This is a genomic window from candidate division WOR-3 bacterium (assembly GCA_039804025.1).
GTDB lineage: Bacteria > Hydrothermota > Hydrothermia > Hydrothermales > JAJRUZ01 > JBCNVI01.
The window spans coordinates 1-21,558 of record JBDRZP010000019.1 but is presented as its reverse complement, the minus strand read 5'-3'; the positions used below and the strand labels follow the sequence as shown (position 1 = coordinate 21,558).

At 32.2% G+C, this 21,558-nt stretch carries 27 protein-coding genes and 1 tRNA gene; 20 read left to right on the top strand and 8 right to left on the bottom strand.

The genetic code is table 11. The annotated features are described in order from the left end of the window. Positions 1–21 precede the first annotated feature (21 nt). Positions 22–198 carry a hypothetical protein gene (locus ABIN73_07655; protein ID MEO0269596.1) on the top strand — a complete coding sequence of 59 codons (177 nt, stop codon included), beginning with the start codon at positions 22–24 and terminating at the stop codon, positions 196–198. Beyond that, positions 199–1,020: a M55 family metallopeptidase gene (locus ABIN73_07650; GenBank protein MEO0269595.1), complete on the top strand. Its 822-nt coding sequence runs from the start codon at positions 199–201 to the stop codon at positions 1,018–1,020. A gap of 16 nt (positions 1,021–1,036) precedes the next feature. Here the strand turns inward: ABIN73_07650 and ABIN73_07645 are convergent, their stop codons facing one another. The 8 genes from ABIN73_07645 to ABIN73_07610 form a co-directional block, all read right to left on the bottom strand. Further along, positions 1,037–1,306, bottom strand: a complete 270-nt coding sequence (locus ABIN73_07645) for a hypothetical protein (GenBank protein MEO0269594.1) — start codon at positions 1,304–1,306, stop codon at positions 1,037–1,039. A 46-nt stretch (positions 1,307–1,352) separates the two neighbouring features. Further along, positions 1,353–2,285 (bottom strand): malate dehydrogenase, encoded by a 933-nt coding sequence (gene mdh / locus ABIN73_07640; GenBank protein ID MEO0269593.1) that lies wholly within the window; start codon positions 2,283–2,285, stop codon positions 1,353–1,355. A 20-nt stretch (positions 2,286–2,305) separates the two neighbouring features. Next, the gene (locus ABIN73_07635) at positions 2,306–2,833 is read right to left on the bottom strand and encodes an N-acetylmuramoyl-L-alanine amidase (protein MEO0269592.1); all 528 of its coding nucleotides are present in this window, start codon (positions 2,831–2,833) and stop codon (positions 2,306–2,308) included. Beyond that, complete coding sequence (locus ABIN73_07630; protein ID MEO0269591.1) at positions 2,830–3,450, bottom strand: hypothetical protein; 621 nt, start codon at positions 3,448–3,450, stop codon at positions 2,830–2,832. The genes ABIN73_07635 and ABIN73_07630 overlap by 4 nt, the downstream gene beginning before the upstream one ends. After that, entirely contained in the window at positions 3,443–5,863 is a 2,421-nt protein-coding gene (gene gyrA / locus ABIN73_07625) for a DNA gyrase subunit A (protein ID MEO0269590.1), read from the bottom strand. The genes ABIN73_07630 and gyrA overlap by 8 nt, the downstream gene beginning before the upstream one ends. Positions 5,864–5,998: 135 nt before the next feature. Continuing rightward, entirely contained in the window at positions 5,999–6,964 is a 966-nt protein-coding gene (gene purM, locus ABIN73_07620) for a phosphoribosylformylglycinamidine cyclo-ligase (GenBank protein MEO0269589.1), read from the bottom strand. Beyond that, positions 6,961–8,046, bottom strand: coding sequence for an L-threonylcarbamoyladenylate synthase (locus ABIN73_07615; protein ID MEO0269588.1), 1,086 nt, complete (start codon positions 8,044–8,046; stop codon positions 6,961–6,963). Before ABIN73_07615 ends, purM begins: the two co-directional genes overlap by 4 nt. Positions 8,047–8,058: 12 nt before the next feature. Next, positions 8,059–8,131: transfer RNA gene (locus ABIN73_07610), tRNA-Thr, on the bottom strand. A gap of 132 nt (positions 8,132–8,263) precedes the next feature. On the opposite strand from ABIN73_07610, the gene rpsL reads away from it, so the two are divergent. The 18 genes from rpsL to ABIN73_07520 all read left to right on the top strand — a co-directional run. Then, positions 8,264–8,644 carry a 30S ribosomal protein S12 gene (rpsL, locus tag ABIN73_07605; protein MEO0269587.1) on the top strand — a complete coding sequence of 127 codons (381 nt, stop codon included), beginning with the start codon at positions 8,264–8,266 and terminating at the stop codon, positions 8,642–8,644. Between the two features lie 3 nt (positions 8,645–8,647). Next, complete coding sequence (rpsG, locus tag ABIN73_07600) at positions 8,648–9,115, top strand: 30S ribosomal protein S7 (GenBank protein ID MEO0269586.1); 468 nt, start codon at positions 8,648–8,650, stop codon at positions 9,113–9,115. Positions 9,116–9,192: 77 nt separating this feature from the next. Then, a complete protein-coding gene (fusA, locus tag ABIN73_07595) occupies positions 9,193–11,241 on the top strand; it encodes an elongation factor G (protein MEO0269585.1) in 2,049 nt (682 codons plus the stop codon). Between the two features lie 86 nt (positions 11,242–11,327). Beyond that, on the top strand, positions 11,328–12,542 hold the full coding sequence (gene tuf, locus ABIN73_07590) for an elongation factor Tu (GenBank protein MEO0269584.1): 1,215 nt from the start codon (positions 11,328–11,330) through the stop codon (positions 12,540–12,542). Positions 12,543–12,546: 4 nt separating this feature from the next. Beyond that, positions 12,547–12,870 carry a 30S ribosomal protein S10 gene (gene rpsJ / locus ABIN73_07585; GenBank protein MEO0269583.1) on the top strand — a complete coding sequence of 108 codons (324 nt, stop codon included), beginning with the start codon at positions 12,547–12,549 and terminating at the stop codon, positions 12,868–12,870. Continuing rightward, positions 12,867–13,514 (top strand): 50S ribosomal protein L3, encoded by a 648-nt coding sequence (gene rplC, locus ABIN73_07580; GenBank protein MEO0269582.1) that lies wholly within the window; start codon positions 12,867–12,869, stop codon positions 13,512–13,514. Before rpsJ ends, rplC begins: the two co-directional genes overlap by 4 nt. Beyond that, positions 13,511–14,146 carry a 50S ribosomal protein L4 gene (rplD, locus tag ABIN73_07575; GenBank protein ID MEO0269581.1) on the top strand — a complete coding sequence of 212 codons (636 nt, stop codon included), beginning with the start codon at positions 13,511–13,513 and terminating at the stop codon, positions 14,144–14,146. Before rplC ends, rplD begins: the two co-directional genes overlap by 4 nt. Beyond that, the gene (locus ABIN73_07570; GenBank protein ID MEO0269580.1) at positions 14,143–14,439 is read left to right on the top strand and encodes a 50S ribosomal protein L23; all 297 of its coding nucleotides are present in this window, start codon (positions 14,143–14,145) and stop codon (positions 14,437–14,439) included. The genes rplD and ABIN73_07570 overlap by 4 nt, the downstream gene beginning before the upstream one ends. A 9-nt stretch (positions 14,440–14,448) precedes the next feature. Next, entirely contained in the window at positions 14,449–15,270 is an 822-nt protein-coding gene (rplB, locus tag ABIN73_07565; protein ID MEO0269579.1) for a 50S ribosomal protein L2, read from the top strand. 1 nt (position 15,271) lies between these two features. Continuing rightward, a complete protein-coding gene (gene rpsS, locus ABIN73_07560; protein MEO0269578.1) occupies positions 15,272–15,571 on the top strand; it encodes a 30S ribosomal protein S19 in 300 nt (99 codons plus the stop codon). After that, positions 15,568–15,918: an uL22 family ribosomal protein gene (locus tag ABIN73_07555; GenBank protein MEO0269577.1), complete on the top strand. Its 351-nt coding sequence runs from the start codon at positions 15,568–15,570 to the stop codon at positions 15,916–15,918. The genes rpsS and ABIN73_07555 overlap by 4 nt, the downstream gene beginning before the upstream one ends. Further along, entirely contained in the window at positions 15,918–16,574 is a 657-nt protein-coding gene (rpsC, locus tag ABIN73_07550; GenBank protein ID MEO0269576.1) for a 30S ribosomal protein S3, read from the top strand. Before ABIN73_07555 ends, rpsC begins: the two co-directional genes overlap by 1 nt. Positions 16,575–16,576: 2 nt before the next feature. After that, positions 16,577–16,996 (top strand): 50S ribosomal protein L16, encoded by a 420-nt coding sequence (rplP, locus tag ABIN73_07545; protein MEO0269575.1) that lies wholly within the window; start codon positions 16,577–16,579, stop codon positions 16,994–16,996. Further along, positions 16,993–17,190 (top strand): 50S ribosomal protein L29, encoded by a 198-nt coding sequence (gene rpmC, locus ABIN73_07540; GenBank protein ID MEO0269574.1) that lies wholly within the window; start codon positions 16,993–16,995, stop codon positions 17,188–17,190. Before rplP ends, rpmC begins: the two co-directional genes overlap by 4 nt. Beyond that, positions 17,174–18,226 (top strand): rod shape-determining protein, encoded by a 1,053-nt coding sequence (locus ABIN73_07535; protein MEO0269573.1) that lies wholly within the window; start codon positions 17,174–17,176, stop codon positions 18,224–18,226. Before rpmC ends, ABIN73_07535 begins: the two co-directional genes overlap by 17 nt. Continuing rightward, positions 18,219–18,881, top strand: a complete 663-nt coding sequence (locus tag ABIN73_07530; GenBank protein ID MEO0269572.1) for a rod shape-determining protein MreC — start codon at positions 18,219–18,221, stop codon at positions 18,879–18,881. The genes ABIN73_07535 and ABIN73_07530 overlap by 8 nt, the downstream gene beginning before the upstream one ends. Before the next feature lie 370 nt (positions 18,882–19,251). Then, entirely contained in the window at positions 19,252–20,856 is a 1,605-nt protein-coding gene (locus ABIN73_07525; GenBank protein ID MEO0269571.1) for a penicillin-binding transpeptidase domain-containing protein, read from the top strand. Then, the coding region (locus ABIN73_07520; GenBank protein MEO0269570.1) for an FtsW/RodA/SpoVE family cell cycle protein at positions 20,831–21,558 on the top strand (728 nt) is incomplete at its 3' end. The genes ABIN73_07525 and ABIN73_07520, both read left to right, overlap by 26 nt.

The following is a 21,558-nucleotide window of genomic DNA, read 5'->3' as shown; positions in this document are numbered from 1 at the left end:
TTTTTTTACTAAAATTAAAACATGAAAAATACCCTACCTTACAAAAAAGAAAATTATATTTTATTATCAGCAGGTTTAATTTCCTCCCTTATAGGATTTGTTTTCCTCTGGTTCGGTGATAAAACCTTTTCAGTTATCCTTATGGTCCTCGGATATTTAGTTTTAATTCCACTTGGACTACTTTTGAAATTTAAGTAAATGAGAGTTTTTATATCAATTGACATTGAGGGAATAGAAGGTATTGTATCTTTAGACCATACAAGAAGAGAAGGAAAAGATTACGAAAAAGCAAGAAAATGGATGACAAATCATCTTTTATCTGTTATTAATTCTTTAAAGAAAAATGGAGTAGAGGAAATTATTGTTAATGATTCTCATGGTGATATGAGCAATATTTTATTTGATGAAATTCCTGAAAATGTTAGATTAATAACAGGAAATTTAAAGAAACTTTCAATGGTGGAAGGTGTTGAAGGGTGTGATGCAGGGATTTTTTTAGGCTATCATTCAAGAGCAGGAAGTAGAGGGGTTCTGGACCATACTTATTTTGGAAGAGTTATCTATGAAGTAAGAATAAACGATAAACCTGTGGGAGAGTTTACGATAAATGCCTATGTAGCCGGAAATTTTGATGTTCCAATAATATTTTTAACAGGAGATGATGAAGTTATAAAGGAAGCAAGAGCAATTATTCCGGAGATTGAATATGTTATTACAAAAGAAGCAAGAGGTAGATTTTCAGCAATGCATTTTTCCTTTTCAAAAATTGAAAAAGAAATAAATTTGAATATAAAAAAGGCGATTGATAAATATAAAAATAAAGTTATAAAACCTTTAAAAATAATTGGGAAAGTTAAGATAGAGGCAGATTTCCTAAATACAGGTATGGCTGATATTGCTGAGATTATGCCTAAAACAAAAAGAGTTTCACCGAGAACTTTAAGTTATGAAGCCGAAAACATAATTGAAGCCTTTTATGCTTTAAGGACCTGGATAGGTCTTGCAAGTAATTTAGTTTAAAAGAAAATAAATAAAATTATTTTTCTCCTAAAATTCTTTTTGCAAGTTCCCTTTTTTCTTCCTTTGTTTCAGCAAGAATAAGAAGAGCAATAAGTCTAAATCCTTCATCCATCCTCTCTGACATTTTTCTGAATCCTTCATCCATTCTTCTGAATCCCTCATCCATTTTTTCAAGTATTACTTTTGTATTTTCCTTTACAATTTTTCCATTTCTCCATGCCATATATGTGACAGCACCTGCAAGAAGTGTAAATCCTAAACCGATAAAAGTTAAACCAGTCTCCATATTAAAATAATAACGGTAAAGTAAATAACAATTCAATATTTATAATTTATAGCTTCCTGTCTATTTCCTCCTGCATTTTTTTGACATGTTCCGCTGATTTTTTAAGAGCTTCCATTTCATCTGGCTCAAGTTTCATTTCAATAACTCTTTCAACACCTTTTTCTCCTAAAACCACAGGAACTCCAACAAAAATGTCTTTTATTCCATATTCTCCTTTTAACAAAACTGATGCTGAAAGAACTCTCTTTTTGTCCTTAATTATTGATTCCACCATAATTGCTGTTGAAACACCCGGTGCATAATAGGCACTGCCTGTTTTTAAAAGTGAAACTATTTCAGTCCCAGCTTTTCTTGTTCTATCAACAATTGCATCTATTTTTTCCTTTGGTAAAAGATGACTTACTGGAATTCCCCCAACTGTTGCATATTTTGGAAGGGGTACCATTAAATCTCCATGTGTTCCAAGTGTTATTGCTGAAACATCTTCATAGGCAACACCGAGCTCCATTGCAAGAAAAGCTCTAAATCTTGTTGAATCAAGGACACCTGCCATTCCAATTACCCTTTCCCTTTCAAAACCAGATAATTTGTAAGCAGCATATGTCATAGCATCAAGGGGATTTGTAACAATTATCAAAATTGCATGATTATTTTTCTTTTTTATTTCACCTATTACACTTTTTATTATATTAAAATTGGTATCAAGTAATTCTTCTCTTGTCATTCCAGGTTTTCTTGGAACACCTGCTGTTATAACAATTACTTTTGCCTCTTCAATTCCATCATAACTATTTTGTCCTTTTATATTTGGTGATATGTATCTTATAGGATTAGCATGGGTCATATCAAGGGATTTTCCCTGAGGAATTCCTTCAAGAATATCAATTAAAACAACATCACAGAAATCTTTTCTTGCCAATTCATTAGCACATTCTGCACCTACAAAGCCAGCTCCGATTATATAAACTTTTTCTTTCATTTAATTTTCCCTCCTTATTTCTATTTCGGGGGTTGAACCCACAATAAATTATAAAATAAATCCTCTGGAAAATTAAAAAATTTTTTATTTTTGTTTTTTATTATTTTTTCATAAATTTTTCTTCCACATAAAGTATTTTCATTTAAGATAAAATGAAAGGTAAATTTTTTAATAAGAAAATGATTATCTAAGAAATTCATAAGATTTAAAAGAGATTCAATCTGCTTAATTTCAATATTTTCTTCTTCAAAATTTCCAATAAGGGCAATACCAAGAGAATGATTGAATCTTTTAGTATGTGCACCCTCTTCCCCTATTTTCCTTCCCTCGAAAATTTTTCCATCAACCCCTATTATAAAATGATAACCTATTAATAAAAAACCCCTTTCTCTGTGCATTCTGTCTAAATAGTTTATATCTCCATTATATTCCTTCTGAGATGTTGCCGTATGATGTATAACATAAAAAGAGTGTTTTAATACTTTATTTACCCTTCCTGTGAGCCCCTTTTTTAACCACTCCTCCCTTTTTATAATATACAACTTCAAAATCTATAAATCAATTTTATACTTACTTTATCTTTCTCTGGTTCAAATTCACCTTTAAGTTCAAATTTATTTTTTTCTTTTAATTTTAGATGTATGAATGTGTAAATTGCGGAGAAAATATGATAGGAAATTATAAAGCCCTGAAAAAGTTTCATCCTTGATTCAATTTTTCTTTCCCTTTCCCTTCTATGTAAAAATTCATCCCAGGAAGTTGTATCTTTCCATGCCCATCTGTAAGGAACAGAATTTTCCCTTGCATACTCTTCCCAGATTAAAGGATTATCAGGATATAAAGCTCTTGCTTCTCTTAAAAGATATTCGTAATAAATATCATAATTATAGTAATTTTCAACAGCATTCCAGTAATTTTCATCATCAGTTCCAGCATAAGCAAAAGCTTTATTAAAAGCAAATATTTTATAATCTTCTCTTATTTCTTTTTTAGTTTTAAAATCATAAAAATAAAAAGATAAAAGAGAAATTTCTCCTGTAAAAAGAATTATAAACTCTCTGTCATTACCATAAATTTTTTCTCCAAGTCCAGGAATTAAAAGGGAAAATATTGCTCCTTTAACTGGATTTACAGAAAAAATTAAAAAAAGAGTAAAATTAAACATCTATTTCCTCCTCATAAGGAATTCTTGCACATCCTACAATTTTATCTTCTTCTTTAACCTTTATAAGTTTTACTCCCCTTGTGGACCTTGAAAGTAATGGTATATCCTCAGCTTTCTGCCTCAAAAGCTTAGATGAACTTGTTAAAAGAACAAGATGATCCTTTGGAGAAAAACTTCTTATCCATATTGCTTTTCCTGTTTTTTCATTTATTTTCTGCACAATCATACCCTTTGTTCCTCTCCCTTTTGCTTGTATCTCTTTTGGACTGAACCTCTTTCCATAACCCTTTTCTGTTACCACAAGAAGAGAATCACCTCCTATAAGAGTTCCTGCGACACATTCCGCATCCTTTGTGTTTATACCAATTACACCATAGCCTGTTCTTCCCATAGGTCTTACTATTTTTGATTTTATCCGTGTTGCAAGTCCATTTGATTTTAAAAGTATGATATCATCTTCATCTCTAACAAGGATTCCATCAATGGTTTCATCTCCTTCTTTTAATCCCTGAGCAATAATTCCCCTTTTACCAGCATTCTTGAAAAGTTCTAAATCCACTTTTTTTATTATTCCCTTTTTTGTGACAAGGAATAAATATAAACCTTTTTTAAATTCTGAAACAGGAATCATGTCAACAATTTTTTCATTTTCAGATAAATTTAAAATTGTATTAACGGGTTTCCCTTTGCCTCTTAAACCACTTTCAGGAATTTCATAAGCCTTTAGGGAATAAACCTTACCTTTGTTTGAAACAAATATTACATAATCATGAGAGAAGGCATAAAAAACATCCTCAGGGAAGTCATCCTCGTCAAGTAAAAGTCCCTTTTGTCCCTGTGTTCCTCTTGTTTGAGTTTTTAAATAAGAGCCCTGAACCCTTTTTATATAACCATTTTTTGAAAGCAAAATTAATATCTTTTCCTTTTTTATTAATTTTTCAATATCAATCTCTTCTGGTTCTTCTTCTTCAATATCTGTTCTCCTTTTATCTCCATATTTTTCTTTTATTTCAATTAATTCCTTCTTAATTTCCTCCATTAATAAGCTTTTATTTTCCAGAATGCCTTTTAATCTTTCAATTTCCTTAATTAATTTTTCATATTCCTCTTCAATTTTTGACATTTCAAGCCTTGTAAGGGTCTGTAATTTCATATCCAGTATAGCCTGTGCCTGCACTTCAGTTAATTTAAATTCTTTCATTAATTTTTCCTTTGCCTCCTTTGGATCCTTTGATTTCTTAATTAATTCTATTACCCTATCTATATCTTTAAGAGCAATCTTAAGTCCTTCAATAATATGAGCCCTTTCCTCTGCTTTTTTAAGTAAAAATTGTGTTTTCCTTATTGTCACCTCTTCTCTGTGTTTTAAATAATAATTGAGAAGTTCTCTTAGAGATAAAACTTTTGGCTCATTATCAACAAGGGCAAGCATTATTACTCCAAAACGATCCTGAAGCTGAGTATATTTAAAGAGCTGATTCAAAACAAATTTTTCAGAGATTCCTTTTTTCAGCTCAACAACAATTCGTAGTCCTTCTCTATCTGATTCATCTCTTATATCTTGAATACCTTCAATCTTTTTCTCCCTCACAAGTTCTGCTATTCTTTCAAGTAAACTGGATTTATTTACAAGATAGGGTATTTCAGTGAAAATGATTTTTTTTCTTCCTTTCTCTTCAATGAAGTATCTTGCTCTAACAGTGACTGTTCCTCTTCCTGTTTTAAAATAATCAATTATTCCCTTTTTTCCGAGTATAATTCCTCCTGTTGGAAAATCAGGTCCTTTTATTATTTCAAAAATTTCTTCATCTTTGCAATCGGGTTTTTCTATTAAATACAAAAGAGCATCAACTGTTTCAGTTAAATTATGGGGTGGTATATTTGTTGACATACCAACAGCAATTCCAGTTGAGCCATTTACTATTAAGTTAGGTAAAAGGGAGGGTAGAACAACGGGTTCTTTTAATCTTCCATCAAAGTTGGGAACAAAGTCTACTACCTCTTTATCTATATCTCTTAACATCTCCATTGCTATCTTTGAAAGTCTTGCCTCAGTGTATCTGTAAGCAGCAGGTGGGTCCCCGTCTATTGAGCCAAAATTACCCTGTCCTTCAATTAGAGGGTATCTCAGGGAAAAATCCTGAGCCATTCTTACAAGAGCATCATATACTGCCATATCACCGTGAGGATGGTATTTACCAAGAACATCACCTACCACTGTTGCGCTCTTTTTGAAGGGCCTTGTAGGTAATAAACCTGCTTCATACATTGCGAACAGAATTCTTCTATGAACAGGCTTTAATCCGTCTCTTACATCAGGAAGAGCTCTTCCGACAATAACACTCATTGCATAATCTATATAACTTATGGTCATCTCATCTTCTATTGGAGCACTAATAATTCTTTCAGACATTTATTATTTCCTCCTTTTGGTTTCTTTATAAAAATAGAAAAATAAAAAAATTCCAAGAAGTTTTTTCATAAAAAATTATAAGGTAAGAGACACTTTATTTTCAAAAACTTTAAGTTTTAAATAAATAAAAGTATTTTAGGAAATTATTATTCTTTTGCCTTTTATAATTTCCCCGATTATATAAAACTTGATTTTTTCATCAATTAAATTGTTTCTAACTGTATCAAAATCTTTATTATCTATTACAGCTATCATTCCAATTCCCATATTGAAGACCCTTAACATTTCATCTCTTGGCACGTTTCCTTCTTTTTCAATAATATCAAAAATTAAGGGTTTATCAATTTCCCTTATATCTATTTCAAAACCCAGTCCCTCAGGCATAATCCTTTTTAAATTTCCCTCAATTCCACCACCTGTAATATGGGCAAGTCCCTTTATTAGATTTTTTTCAATTAATGGGTATAGGATATTAAAATAACTTCTATGGGGTTTAAGTAAAAGTTCTTTTAGAGTTTTTCCATTGAATTTTTTTTCTAAATTATATTTTTTTAATAGAATTTTTCTTGCAAGAGAGTAGCCATTGGTATGAAGCCCTGTTGAGGGAAATCCAATAAGAATATCACCAATTTTAATTTTTTTTGGAAGTAAGTTTTCCTTTTTAATAATCCCTATACAGAATCCTACAATATCCCATTCATCTTTATTGTATATGTCAGGCATCTCAGCTGTCTCACCACCTAAAAGGGGTATATTACCGTTTTCTTTCAAAGCTTTTAACATTCCCTTTGCAATTTCTTTTACTATTTTCAAATCAAGATTTGATGAGGCAATGTAATCAAGAAAGAATAGAGGTTTTGCCCCTTGGCATAAAAGATCATTTACACAATGATTAACAATATCTTCGCCTAAAATTTTATAATTTTTTGCTAATCTTGCCACCTGAGTTTTAGTTCCAACACCATCACATGTGGCTGCAAGGAAAAATTCTCCAAAGTCGTAAATACCGGAGAATCTTTCTTTTTGTTTTGTTAATATTTTAAATATTTTTGATACATCTTCTGCCTTTTGTAAATCTACTCCTGCGTCTTTGTATCTCATGAATATCTGTATTTAATTTCCTTAAGGATTTTTTTAATACTTTCTTCTATAATTTTTGAAACCTCTATGTAAAATTTAAATTCTTTACCAAAGGGATCAGGTATATCAGATGGTTCTTCACCTGGATGAAGTAGTCTCACCTTTTCGTAATATCCCATTTTTTGGATTTCCCTCAAGTGTTTTTTTTCCATAACATAAATAAAATCAGCCCAATCAAGGTCATCTTTTTTTAATTTTTTTGTTCTGTAATAAGATAGATTTACATTGTAAAATTTTTGAAGAACTTTTAATGTATTTTCTGATATAGGAAGCCCATCATAAGTTGCAAGCCCTGCTGATTTTACATTTACTAATTCTTTTAATTCATTATCTAAAAGTGAATAAAAAATTCCCATTGCCATAGGTGACCTGCAGGTATTTCCTGTGCACACAAAGAGAATATTTGTTTTTATATCCTTTGAGATTTTTATTTTTTTTAAAAGAACATTTTCAATCTGACTTATTCCAACCGGTCCTTTTCTTATTAATTTAAATGGATATTTTGAGACATCAAGAATTGTAGATGAGATATTTCCATAAGAATCTTGAGGGTATACATAATCTACATATTTACCAAATTTTTCAAAAATTTCACTATATTTTATAATTTCCTTCTCACCTGATATGTTACAAGATGTCTGAACAAGAGGTCCAACTTCATTTATAAGTTTTAAAATAAGGGGATGAGATGGTATTCTTAAGGAAACTGTTTTTTTTTCCTTATGAACTAAATAATCAGGTAGATTATTTTTAGCTTTAAAAAGTAAAGTAAGTTGCCCTGGCCATAAATTATGGAATATCCTTTTTCTTGTTTCTGTTATGTTTTTTGCAAATTTTTTTATATCTTTGTTATCAGAAATAAAAAGTCCTAACACTTTTTCCTTTTCTCTTCTTTTGATTTTATAGATACGATTTACGCCCTCATAGGACCAGTAAGGAGTAACAAATCCGGAAACTGTATCTGTGGGAACTATTATAACTCCCCCTTTTTTAAGAATTTCAACAGCTTTTTTGAAACTTTTTTGAGGTATTTTAATTTCCAAAATAATAAATTTAGCCCGCGGCCGGACTCGAACCGGCGGCCTCTTCCTTACCAAGGAAGTGCTCTACCGCCTGAGCTACGCGGGCAGTTTCTTTATTATAATAGAAATATTTCCTCTTTTCAATAATTTATAGCATATTTGAATTTTTATTTTTTTGAGATTATAATTAATACACAAAATAAAGGTTCAAACCCTTTTAAGGATGATAAAATTTTAAATGCCCACAATTAACCAGCTTGTAAGACACAAGAGAAAACCAAAAAAGAGAAAATCTAAAAGCCCTGCTCTTGAGGGATGTCCCCAGAAAAGGGGAGTCTGTATTCGTGTTTATACAACAAGCCCTAAAAAACCGAATTCTGCTTTAAGAAAGGTGGCTAAAGTTAGACTTTCAAACGGAAGAGAGGTGATTGCTTACATACCTGGAGAAGGTCACAATTTGCAGGAACACTCTGTGGTTCTTGTTAGAGGAGGTAGAGTTAAGGACTTGCCTGGTGTTAAATATCATATAGTAAGAGGAGTTTATGACTGTGCAGGAGTTGCAAACAGAGCAAGTTCAAGAAGTCTTTATGGTGTGAAGAGAAAAAAGAAGGAGGGATAAAAAATGAGAAGAAGAAGAGCACCTGAGAGAAAAATTGCCCCGGATCCAGTTTATAACTCACCCCTTGTTGCAAGTTTTATAAATAATTTAATGTGGGATGGAAAAAAAACAAAAGCAATGAAGATATTTTACAAGGCTATGAATAGGATTAAAGAATTAACAGGTGAGGAGGGAATAAAAATTTTTGAAAAAGCAATTGAAAATGTTAAACCATCCCTTGAAGTCAGACCAAGAAGAGTAGGTGGAGCAACATACCAAGTTCCTGTTGAAGTAAGACCGAAGAGGCAGATTAGTTTAGCAATAAAATGGATAATAAGAGCTGCAAGAGCAAGAAGTGAAAGGGGTATGATAGAAAAATTGGCAAAAGAATTGATTGATGCAGCGAACAATGAAGGAGGAGCTGTAAAGACAAAGGAAAACACCCACAAAATGGCTGAAGCAAATAGAGCTTTTGCTCATTTTAGATGGTAAATATTTGAAATGGAATTTGGGGAGGAGCTGGGGGAAGATAATTTTTACTTAAAAATCATTCTAAAAAATTGATAACTATGGATTTAACAAAACTAAGAAATATTGGTTTTGCTGCCCATATAGATGCAGGAAAAACAACAACCACAGAACGAATTCTTTTTTACACACAAAGAATACACAGAATGGGGGAAGTGGATGAAGGGACAGCCACCATGGATTATATGATACAGGAAAAAGAAAGGGGTATTACAATACAAGCAGCAGCTACTTTTTGTGAATGGAAAGATTATTTAATCCATATAGTAGATACTCCAGGACATGTAGATTTCACAGCAGAAGTAGAAAGGTCTTTGAGAATTCTTGACGGTCTTGTTATAATTTTTTCCGCTGTAGAAGGTGTTGAGCCACAGTCAGAAACTATATGGAGACAGGCGGAAAAGTTTAATGTTCCAAGAATTGCCTTTATAAATAAGATGGATAGACAAGGCGCTGATCATTTAAGAGTTTTGGATCAGATAGAGAAAAAATTCAATATAAAGCCTCTTTTACTTGAATGGCCAGTTGGAATTGAATCTGATTTTTTAGGTGTATATCATTTTGTTGATTATAAAAAAATTTTATGGGATAAAGATGAATTAGGGACTCAATTTTCAGTTTATGAAATAGATGATTTGCCTGAAGAAGCAAAGAAATTTTATGAAGATATGATAATTATGCTTTCAGAAATTGATGAAAGTATTACGGAAGAGTATTATGAAAAAGGAATTCCCGAACCTCTTAAACTTAATAAAGCTATAAGAAAAGGTGTTTTGGAGAAAAGATTTTTACCTATCTTAATTGGTTCTGCTTTAAAAAATAAAGGTATTCAGCCTTTGATAGATGCAATATGTCTATATTTGCCTTCCCCGATTGATAGAGGAGAAATTAGAGGAATTGACCCATTAACCCGAAAGGAAATTTTGAGATACCCTTCACCCGAGGATCATTTTAGTGGAGTTGTATTTAAGGTTCAAATTTTTGAGGATATGGGGAAATTATGTTATTTGAGAATTTATTCTGGAAAAATTACTCAAAATTCAAAAATTTATAATCCAAGAACAAAAGAACTTACAAGAATTCAAAGATTATACAGACTTCATGCTAATAGAAGAAATGCAATAAAAGAAGCTCTCTGTGGAGAAATAGTTGGAATAGTTGGACCAAAGGATGTGAGAACAGGAGATACACTGTGCTCCCCTGAATATCCTGTGTTATATGAAGAGATGCTTTTCCCTGAACCTGTTGTTTCACAGGCAATAGAGCCTATTTCAGCGAAGGATTTAAAAAAGATTGAGGAAAGATTAAAATGGATGGTGGAGGAAGATCCAACATTTAGTTTAAAAATAGATGAGGAGTCGGGTCAGATAATAATATCTGGAATGGGTGAGTTACATCTTGAGATTATACTTGATAGATTGAGAAGGGACTATAAACTGGAATTCAGGGCACTTAAACCTCAAGTTCATTATAGAGAAAGTATATTAAAAAGAGCTGAAGTTATAAAGGAGGTGAAGAAAAGTATAGGAGGTGAAGAACAATATGGAAAAGTTAATCTTGAGGTTTTGCCTATAATGGATGCTATGAGGAATGAAATAATTATAGATAACAGTATAAATTTTACTGAAGAATTAAAAGAAATCGCAATGAATTCAATGAAGGAAATTCTTGATTTTGGAATTATAGCTGGTTATCCGATGATAAATGTGAAAATGAATTTAAAAAAAGTATATAATATTGAAAAATTAACACCTTTAGGTTTAAGATTAGCAATACATGAGGCGGGTAAGGAAGCAATAAAAAATGCTGAGCCTGTTCTACTTGAGCCTTATTCCTATGTGGAAATTACAGTTCCTCAGGAATATTTGGGAAATGTTATTCAGGATTTAATGCAGAGGGAAGCGACTATACTGGAAAAGGGACTGCTCCAGAACTCAGACTGGATAAAAGTTGTGGCTGAAATGCCCTTAAAGAATACTTTTGGATATGTTACAATCCTTAGATCACATACCAAGGGTAGAGCAGGCTTCTGGATGAAGGTGAAGGCATTTAGACCTTTAAAACTTGAAAAAAAAGAAATTTTATATTAAAATATTATTTTAAATTTCACTGTTGGGGATGATATAATATACCCCACGGATGGGTTCAACCCCCTAATTAAAAAATTTTTTGAAAAATGAGTAAACCCAAGTTTGAAAGAAAAAAGACTCATGTTAATGTAGGAACCATAGGTCATATTGACCATGGTAAAACGACTCTTACTGCTGCTATTACAAAGGTTCTTGCAAAACATGGTCTTGCTCAGGAGCAGGATTATGAGCAGGTAGCCAAAGCTGATGCAAAGCTTTTCAGAAGGGATGAGACAAAGATTTTGACAGTTAATCTTGCTCATGTTGAATATGAATCAGAAAAAAGGCATTATGCGCATATTGATTGTCCCGGACATCATGATTATATTAAAAATATGATAACAGGTGCTGCTCAGATGGATGGTTCAATTCTTGTAGTTTCAGCAGTTGATTCAGTTATGCCTCAGACAAGAGAGCATGTGCTTTTAGCGAGACAGGTAAATGTCCCCTATATAGTTGTTTTTGTTAACAAAGTTGATGCAGTTGATGATCCAGAAATAGTTGATCTTGTTGAAGAAGAGGTGAGAGATCTATTGAAAAAGTATGAGTTTCCTGGAGATCAGGTCCCGGTGATTAAAGGGAGCGCTTTAAATGCTTTGAAGTGTGGTTGTGGAAAGAAAGAGTGTGAGCATTGTGGAAAAATATGGGAATTACTTGATGCTATGGATAATTATATTCCTGATCCTATAAGAGAAATTGATAAACCATTTTTAATGGCAATTGAGGATGTTTTCTCAATTACAGGAAGAGGAACAGTTGTAACAGGTAGGGTTGAAAGAGGTATTTTGAGACCTGGTGAAGAAATAGAAATTGTTGGTTTTGGACCCACAAGAAAAACAGTTGCTACTTCAGTTGAAATGTTTAGAAAAGTTCTTGATGAGGCAAGAGCAGGTGATAATGTGGGTGTTCTTTTAAGAGGTATAGGAAAGGATGAAGTAGAAAGAGGTATGGTTCTTGCAAAACCTGGTTCAATAACACCCCATACAAGATTCAGAGCGCAGGTTTATGTGCTTACAAAGGAAGAAGGTGGAAGACATACACCTTTCTTCACAGGATATAAGCCGCAGTTTTATTTCAGAACAACTGATGTTACTGGAACAATAAAACTTCCAGAAGGAAGAGAGATGGTGATGCCTGGTGACCATGTAAACCTTGAAGTTGAACTCATGTATCCTGTTGCTATGGAAAAGGAATTGAGGTTTGCTATTAGAGAAGGTGGAAGAACAGTAGGAGCCGGTGTTATTACAGATATTATAGAGTAATACTATGCCATTTACAGAGAAAATAAGAATAAAACTCAAGAGTTTTGACCCGAGATTAATAGAGAAATCTGCTAAGAGAATAGCATTAACCGCAAGAGGAACTGGTGCAGATGTAAGGGGTCCTATACCACTTCCAACTAAAAAAACATTAATAAGTGTTATAAGAAGTCCATTTGTTCATAAAACTTCAAGAGAGCAGTTTTTCTATTCTCTTCATAAGAGATTGATAGAGATAGTAAATCCCACTCAGGAGACTGTAGAAAAATTATCAAAGCTAGATCTTCCAGCTGGGGTTGATGTTAAAATTGAAGTGAGCGTGGAAAAATGAAAGCTATTCTAGCAAGAAAAGTTGGTATGACAAGAATATTATATGGGGAGGAGATTACCCCTACCACTCTTTTGCATGTGGATAATGTATATGTTCTTGGATTAAAAACCAAGGAAAAAGATGGATATACTGCTATCAAACTCTGCATTGGAAAAAAGAAGAAAAAAAGAATTAAAAAACCTCTTTTAGGTGAATTTATAAAAGTTTTTGGTGAGAGAGAAGAATACCCTGCTGAAGATATAAAGGAAGTTAGGGGAGAGTTTGATCCCGGAATATTTAAAGTAGGCACTGAATTAAGTCCTTCTATATTTGAAGTGGGAGAAATAGTGGATGTTATTGGTTATACAAAAGGTAGAGGATTTTCCGGAGTTGTGAAAAGATGGGGATTTGCTGGAGGTCCTGCTTCCCATGGTTCCATGTCCCACAGGAGACCAGGTTCAATAGGACAAACAACTGATCCAGGTAGAGTTTGGAAAGGTAAAAAGATGGCTGGTCATTATGGTAATGAAAGGGAAACTATTCATAATTTAAAAGTTATATATCTTGATCCTGAAAATAAGCTTATAGGTGTTAAAGGTTCGGTTCCAGGACCAAGGGGTGGTATTGTAATTATAAGGAGTCCAAAAAGGGTAAGGATAAAATGAAAGCAAAAATTTATGATCTTGAAGGTAAAGAAATTGGTGAAAGAAAATTGCCGGAGAGTATTTTTGGATTAAAGCCAAATATTCATCTTCTCTGGCTTGTAACTAAGTATTATCTTTCAAGACAGAGAGAAGGAACTGCAAAGACGAAAACAAGGGGAGAGGTAAGTGGAGGTGGAAGGAAACCTTGGCCACAGAAACATACAGGATGGGCAAGACATGGTTCAATAAGATCACCCATATGGAGAAAGGGAGGTATAGTTTTTGGCCCAAGACCAAGAGATTTTTCAATAAGGGTTCCTTATAAAGCAAGGTTAAAGGCTTTATTTATCGCTTTAAGTGATAGAGCTAAAGAAGAGAGGTTAAAAATAATAAGTGGTTTATCTAATATTGGATTAAAAACAAAAGAAGGTGAAAAAGTTCTTTCCAATCTTTCTCTTAAAAATAAAAAGGTAATTTTACTTTTTGGGGACAATGAGAGGGATAAATTTTTAGCATTTAGAAATATTGAAGGTGTATTGTTCAAAAGGGCTATTGATGTAAATGCCTATGAAATTTTAAATTCTCAATATGTGGTTTTTTCTGAAAATGGTTTAAATGAATTTCTGAAATTAAGAGGGAGGATAGAAGGGTGAATAAAAGTCCATATGATATTATAATTTCGCCTCTAATTACTGAGAAAGGAGCTTTTTTGAGAGAGAAGTCCAATTATTATGTTTTTAAAGTAAGAAAGGATGCTAATAAAAAAGAGATAAAATGGGCTATTGAAAATTTATATAAAGTAAAGGTTGAAAAGGTAAGAACACAGATAGTAAAACCAAAGCCTAAAAGGTTAAGACACAGGTTGTATGGTAGAACATCCTCATGGAAAAAGGCATATGTTAAATTAAAAGAAGGTGAAACTATACCACTTTATGAAGGTGTATAGGAGGAAAAAATGGGAATAAAAAAATATAAACCGGTAACTCCTTCCCGCAGGTTTATGACAGGATATACTTTTGAGGAAATAACAAAAACAGAACCAGAAAAAAGTCTTCTTGTTCCTCTAAAGAAGACTGCCGGAAGAAATAATATGGGAAGAATTACTGCAAGGTTCAGAGGTGGGGGGCACAAAAGACTTTACAGAATAATTGATTTTAAAAGAGATAAATTTGGTATTCCTGCCAGGGTTTTAAGTATAGAGTATGATCCAAACAGAACTGCGAGAATTGCTCTTTTGTGTTACATAGATGGAGAAAAAAGGTATATTCTTGCTCCAGAGGGTCTTAAAGTAGGTGATGAAATAGTTTCAGGACCTGGTTCTCCTCTGAAGATAGGAAATACTTTGCCTTTAGCAGAAATTCCTGAAGGTATGGAAATTCATAATATAGAACTTGTTCCAGGAAGAGGTGGTCAGCTTGTAAGATCAGCGGGAAGTGCAGCTATAATATTAGCAAAGGAAGGAAATTATGCTCATGTTCAATTGCCTTCAGGTGAAGTGAGGTTAATAAATATAAAGTGTCTCGCAACTCTTGGAAGAGTATCAAATCTTGATAATGAAAATATCGTTATAGGTAAAGCAGGTAGAATGAGATGGATGGGAAGAAAACCTCATGTAAGGGGGACAGCCATGAACCCTTGTGACCATCCTCATGGTGGAGGAGAAGGAAGGACAAAGGGTAAAATCCCAAAAACACCCTGGGGAAAAATTACAAAAGGTAAAAAAACAAGGAATCCAAGAAAAACATCAAGTAGATTTATCATTAAAAGGAGAAAGTGATATGCCAAGGTCAAGTAAAAAAGGTGTTTATGTTGATCCAAAGCTTTTAAAAAAAATAATGGAACTCAAGCAAAAGGGAGATACTACACCAATAAAAACTTATTCCCGAAGAAGCACAGTTATTCCTGAAATGGTTGGTTTAACAATACAGGTTCATAATGGGAGGAAATTTATTCCTGTTTATATAACTGAATTAATGGTAGGTCATAAGTTGGGAGAATTTGCCCCAACCAGAACATTTAGAGGTCATAAGGGGCAAAGGGAAAAAGAAGCTGAAAAAGAAGGTGGTAAAAAAGAATGAAAGGGATTGCTAAAATAAAATATTTAAGAACTTCATATAAAAAATCAAAGAGGATTTGTGAGCTTGTTAAAGGAAAAACAGCTAAACAGGCTCTTGATATTCTTTATTTTCTTCCTCAAAAACCTGCAAAATTTTTATATAAAGCAGTTAAATCTGCCTGTAATTCATGGGCTGTGAAAAAAGGGGTGAAGTTTGAGGATGTTGATTTAAATAATTTATTAGTTAAGGTGTGTAAAGCTGATAAAGGACCTACATGGAGGATTTTAAGACCTGGTTTTAGAGGTTCCCCAGCTATCGCAAGAAGACATACTGCCCATTTTACAGTAATCGTAGAGGAGGTAAAATAATGGGTCAAAAAGTTCACCCTTATGGTTTTAGACTTGGTATTTATAAAGATTGGAAGGCTCACTGGTTTAGTGATAGAAAAAAAGAGTATGTTAAATATCTTGAGGAAGATATAAAGATCAGGCAGTATCTTAGAGAAAGGTATAAGGATGCAAGGGTTTCTGATATTGTAATTGATAGAGCCGGTGAACAGATTACTGTAACAATTCATACCGCATCACCTGGAATGGTAATTGGACAGAAAGGAAAAGAAATTGAACTTGTTAAAAAAGAGCTTTCGGCTCTTTTAAGGAATGAAAATATTACAATTCATGTGCAGGAAATAAGGGTTCCTGAACTGGATGCACAGCTTGTTGCTGATGGAATTGCAAGAAGAATAGAACAACAGGTATCTCATAGAAGGGCTATGAAAAGGGCTGTTTCACAGGCTTTTAGAATGGGTGCTAAGGGAATTAAAGTTCAATGCAAGGGTAGAATACAGGGAGCTGAAATAGCAAGAAAGGAAGGTTATATGCAGGGTAGAGTTCCCCTTCAAACAATAAGAGCTGATATTGATTATGGATTTGCAACAGCATTCACAAGGTATGGAACCATAGGTGTAAAAGTATGGATTTATAAAGGTGAAATCCTTGAAAAACCAGAACTTGAGGAGGTTTAAATATGTTACAACCTAAGAGAATGAAGTACAGGAAAATGCACAGGGGGAGAAGAAAGGGAAAGGCTATTGATGGATACTATCTTGCTTTTGGTGAATATGGCTTGAAAGCACTGGAGTCAGCTTGGATAACTGCAAATCAGATTGAAGCCTGTAGACTTGCTATAGGTAGATTTCTTAAAAAAGGTGGAAAGCTCTGGATTAGAATTTTTCCAGATAAACCGGTTACAAAAAAGCCTGCTGAAACCAGGATGGGGAAAGGAAAAGGTAATGTAGACCATTATGTAGCAGTTGTTAAGAGAGGAAGAATTTTATTTGAACTGGCAGGTGTTCCTGAGGAATCTGCGAGAAGAGCTTTTGAAATTGCTTCTCATAAATTACCAATAAAAACAAGATTTGTAAGTTATAAGGAGGGCGGAGTATGAAAATTTCTGAACTTAGGGAATTGAGCGAGGAAGAACTTTTAAAAACTTTGAAAGATTTAAAAGAAAAATTATTTGAATTAAGGACAAAGAAGGTACTTGGAAACATTGAAAATCCTATGGAAATAAGAAAAATAAAAAGGGATATTGCAAGAGTTAAAACAATTTTAAAAGAAAAATTTGGTAAACTATTTTAAATTTTTTAATATTTTTCTTGGTAATGAAATAGCTGTTGATTTAGGAACGGCAACTACTCTTATTTATTTAAAAGAAAAAGGGATTGTTCTTGATGAGCCTTCTGTTGTTGCTGTTGAAAAAGAATCAGGTAAGGTTATAGCTGTTGGAAATGAAGCCAAAAAAATGCTTGGAAAGACCCCAGGAGAAATTGTAGCTGCAAGACCAATGAAAGATGGAGTTATTGCTGATTTTGTTCTTGTTCAGGAGATGCTTCACTATTTTATTACAAAAGTTACAAAAAAATCCCTTTTTTTGCATCCGAAAGTTTTAATATGTGTTCCCTCAGGTATTACAGAGGTTGAAATGAGAGCAGTGAAAGATTCAGCAATTCAAGCAGGAGCAAGGGAGGTTTTTCTTGTATCAGAACCAATTGCAGCTGCTGTGGGTATAGGTCTTCCAATTTCGGAACCTGTTGGTAATATGGTAATTGATATAGGTGGTGGTACCACAGAAATTGCGGTTATTGCTTTAAATGGAATTGTTTCAAATGTTTCTATAAGAACTGCCGGTGATGAGCTAGATGAGGCAATTGTTGAGTATGTTAAGAGAAAATACAATGTGCTTATAGGTGAGCAAACAGCAGAAAAGATTAAAATAGAAATAGGAAATTGCATACCCATTGGAGAGGAAAAAGAAATGGAGGTAAGAGGAAGAGACCTTGTAAGGGGGGTTCCGAGAACTATAAGGATTACTTCCTCTGAAGTTAGAGAGGCTTTAAAAGAGCCTCTTTCACAGATAATAGATGCTACCAAAAAGGCTCTTGATAAAACTCCCCCTGAGCTTTCCTCCGATATTATTGACAGGGGGATTTTTTTAACAGGTGGGGGTGCTTTGCTTAAAAATTTAGATGCCTTATTACAGGAAGCAACAGGTCTTCCTGTTAGGATTGCGGATGATCCAAGGACTTGTGTGGTAAGGGGGGCTGGTAAAATTCTTGAGAATTTATCTTTTTATGAAAAAGTTCTTTTAAAAGAGAGAAAGAAAATTATTGAATAAAAATTTTTTTGCATTTTTATTAATTCTTCTTTCTCTTCTTTCCTTTAAAAAAAATTTTAAGGATTTTCTTGATAGAAAAATAGAAAGTTATATCTTTTATCCTTATTTATCCCTTTATAATGAAATACATTCTTTTTTTTACATAAGAAAAGAAAAAATTGAGGGCTTGAAGTTTTCTCTGCGAAAAAATGAGAATGTCCCAATATTTGTTAATTTTCCCCTTTACTACGATAACTTTCCATATCCAGAAAATATTATAATTAAGGGAAAAGGTGAAAAAGGTGATGTTGTTATTTCAAAGGCAGGGCTTGTTGGAAAAGTAGTTGAAAAAAATGGAGATCTTTTAAAAGTAATAACAATTTTTAATAAGGAATTTAAATGCTCCTTGATTTCAAAGTATAATATTTTATCATTATACCAGGGAACTGGTGAATTAAGAGGAATAGTAAATTTTTATCCAACCTGGGGAGAATTGAAAAAAGGAGATACTCTTTATACTTCTGGTTTAACTGAAAATTTTCCTAAGGGTATTCCAGCTTTTATTGTGGATAGTTTTGTTGAAAAAAAAGGTGAAATATTCTATGAAATATATGTTAAACCTGTATGGAAACCTGAAAAGTATGAATTTTATTATACTATTCCTCCTAAGCCATGATTAAATTTTTAATTTTTATTTTTAATTCCTTTTTTTTGTTACCTTTTATAAGAATTTTTTTTCCTGAATTTTTTATAGATTTGCCTTTTATATTAATTTATATTCTAACTATTGATGAAATTAAATTACTTAATTTTTTTTATCTTTTTATTTTTGGTATTTTAAATGATTACTTTTCTAAAATCCCCCTTACTTTTTTACTCCTTTTAATTTACTTTGCTTATGCTTATTTAAGAAATAAGATAAATTTTTCTCTTTTAATTACTAAATTATTAAGAGATGTTTTTTTATTTATTCCTTTAATTTTTTTTAAGGGATACACAGTTTTTCTTTTTTCTTTTTTAATTTTCTTTATAATACATATTGTGCCATGGAAAAGGATTTTAATGATAAAATTTTAAGATTCTTTTTAATTTTTCTTTGTCTTTTATTTATTTATAAACTTTTTGAATATCAGGTATTAAAAGGAGAATTTTTTGAAAACAAAGCAATAGAGATTAAATCAAAAAAAATAAGGATTCCTTCTAAACGGGGTAAAATACTTGATAGAAATGGTTTAGTTTTATCATTCTGGAGAACAGGTTTCAGATTGTTAAAAGAAGATTCAGTTTATATGGAAGATGTTCAATTTGATGAGATTGCAAAATATCTTGAAGACCCTGATTCTTCAAAATATTTTAGTGTTTATACTTTTTTATATAGGTTTTATCCTTTTAAATATCATTTTGCCCAAACTATCGGTTTCACTGGTTTGCCGGATAAAGGGGATGTTGAAAAGGGAATAGATCCTCTTTTAAGAATAGGTAAAAGTGGTCTTGAAAAATTTTATGATGATATGTTAAGGGGTAAAGATGGTTTTAGGTTTATTTTAATTGATGCAAAGGGCAGGGTATATAATAAGGAAACAAGACCACCTATTGAAGTTATTGATGGTAAAGATATAGAAGTTTCTCTTGATATTGAACTTGGAAAATATATTGACTCTATATTTAAACCTTATGTAAAGGGGGCATGTGTTATACTTGATCCCAATACAGGGGAAGTATATGCTTTATATTCAAAACCTTCTTTTGATTTAAATCTTCTCACTGGAAAAACTGAAAAGGAAGAATTAGAAAAAATTATAAGGGATTCACTTCATCCTCTTTTAAATAGATGTATTCAGGGACTTTATCCCCCTGGAAGTATTTTTAAAGTTATAACAGCTTTAATTGCCCTTGAAGAGGGATTAATTGATACAAGTGAGGTAATAAAATGTAATGGTGAGTATAAATTTGGAAATAGAATTTTTAAAGACTGGAAGGAGGAAGGACACGGATTTGTTAATTTTTATAAGGCTATAGAAGTTTCCTGTGATGTTTATTTTTATGAACTTTCGAGAAGAATTGGGTTAAAAAGATTTTTAAATTATTTTGAGAATTTAAAAATTTTTGAGAAAACTGGAATAGATCTTCCTGAAGAAAAAAGGGGTTTCTTTCCAACTTTTTCTTATTTTGAAAAAAAATACGGTAAATATGGTTATGGAGAAGGTAATGCATTAAATCTTGGTATAGGTCAGGGTGAGATTCTTATGACCCCTTTACAGATTGCTTTACTTTTTTCAGCAATAGCACTTGATGGAAAGGCAAGAAGACCACACGTTTTAAAAGATTTAAATACGGATTATTTTGAATTGCCATTTAAAATAGAAAACATAAAAATTTTAAAAAGAGGTATTTTCAGAGTAGTCCAGGGTGAAAAGGGAACAGGTAGGCTTGCAAGTATAAAGGGAATAAATATTGGGGGTAAAACAGGAACAGCTCAAAATCCGCTTGGTAAAGATCATGCACAGTTTGTAGCTTTTTTCCCTTTAGAAAATCCGAAGTTTGTTATTTATTTAATAGTGGAAAATAGTGGAATGGGTGGTGAAATAGCTGCTCCAATGGCAGGTAAAATCATAAACTGGATTAATGAGAGGTATCTTAAATCCCTATAATAGAATTTTTATTCCCTATCTTTTTATTTCTATTCTTGGAATTTTAAATATTTATTCAGTTTCAAGGTCCTTTGGTGATTACCTTTTTTACAGGCACATAACCTATTTTTTTCTTGGGTTAGTAGTATTTATTTTTTTAAGTAGAGTAAAATTGCCTGAATGGAAGGAATTTTCATATATATTTTTTTCTATAAGTATTTTTCTTCTTCTGTTTGTTTTACTAAAGGAAAAGGGAATTAAAAGGTGGCTTTTTATAGGGAATTTTTCTTTTCAGGTTTCTGATGCCTGTAAACCGCTTTTAATCTATTTTCTCTCCATGGTTTTTTCTTTAAACAAAAAAAGAGGATACATTGATTCCTTTAAACTTTTATTTTTGCATATTTTACCATTTTTTCTTATTCTTATTGAGCCTGATCTTGGTTCTGCTTTTTTTTACATTTTCCTTTTTGCCTTCTATCTTATTTTTTCTTCTTTTAATATTAAAGTAAAACTTTTTTATATTTTTGCTTTTTTATCTTTAATTTTTTCCCTTAATTTTTTTGCCTTTTTTATTTTTTCTTCTTTATTACTGCTTTTTATTATAATTTTTTCAAAGTTTCCAATGGGTGATAAAATTTTATTAACTTTTTCTGTATTAATACCTGGTTTAACAGTTCCTTTTATTTATAATAACCTTTTGAAAGAATACCAGAGGAAAAGGAT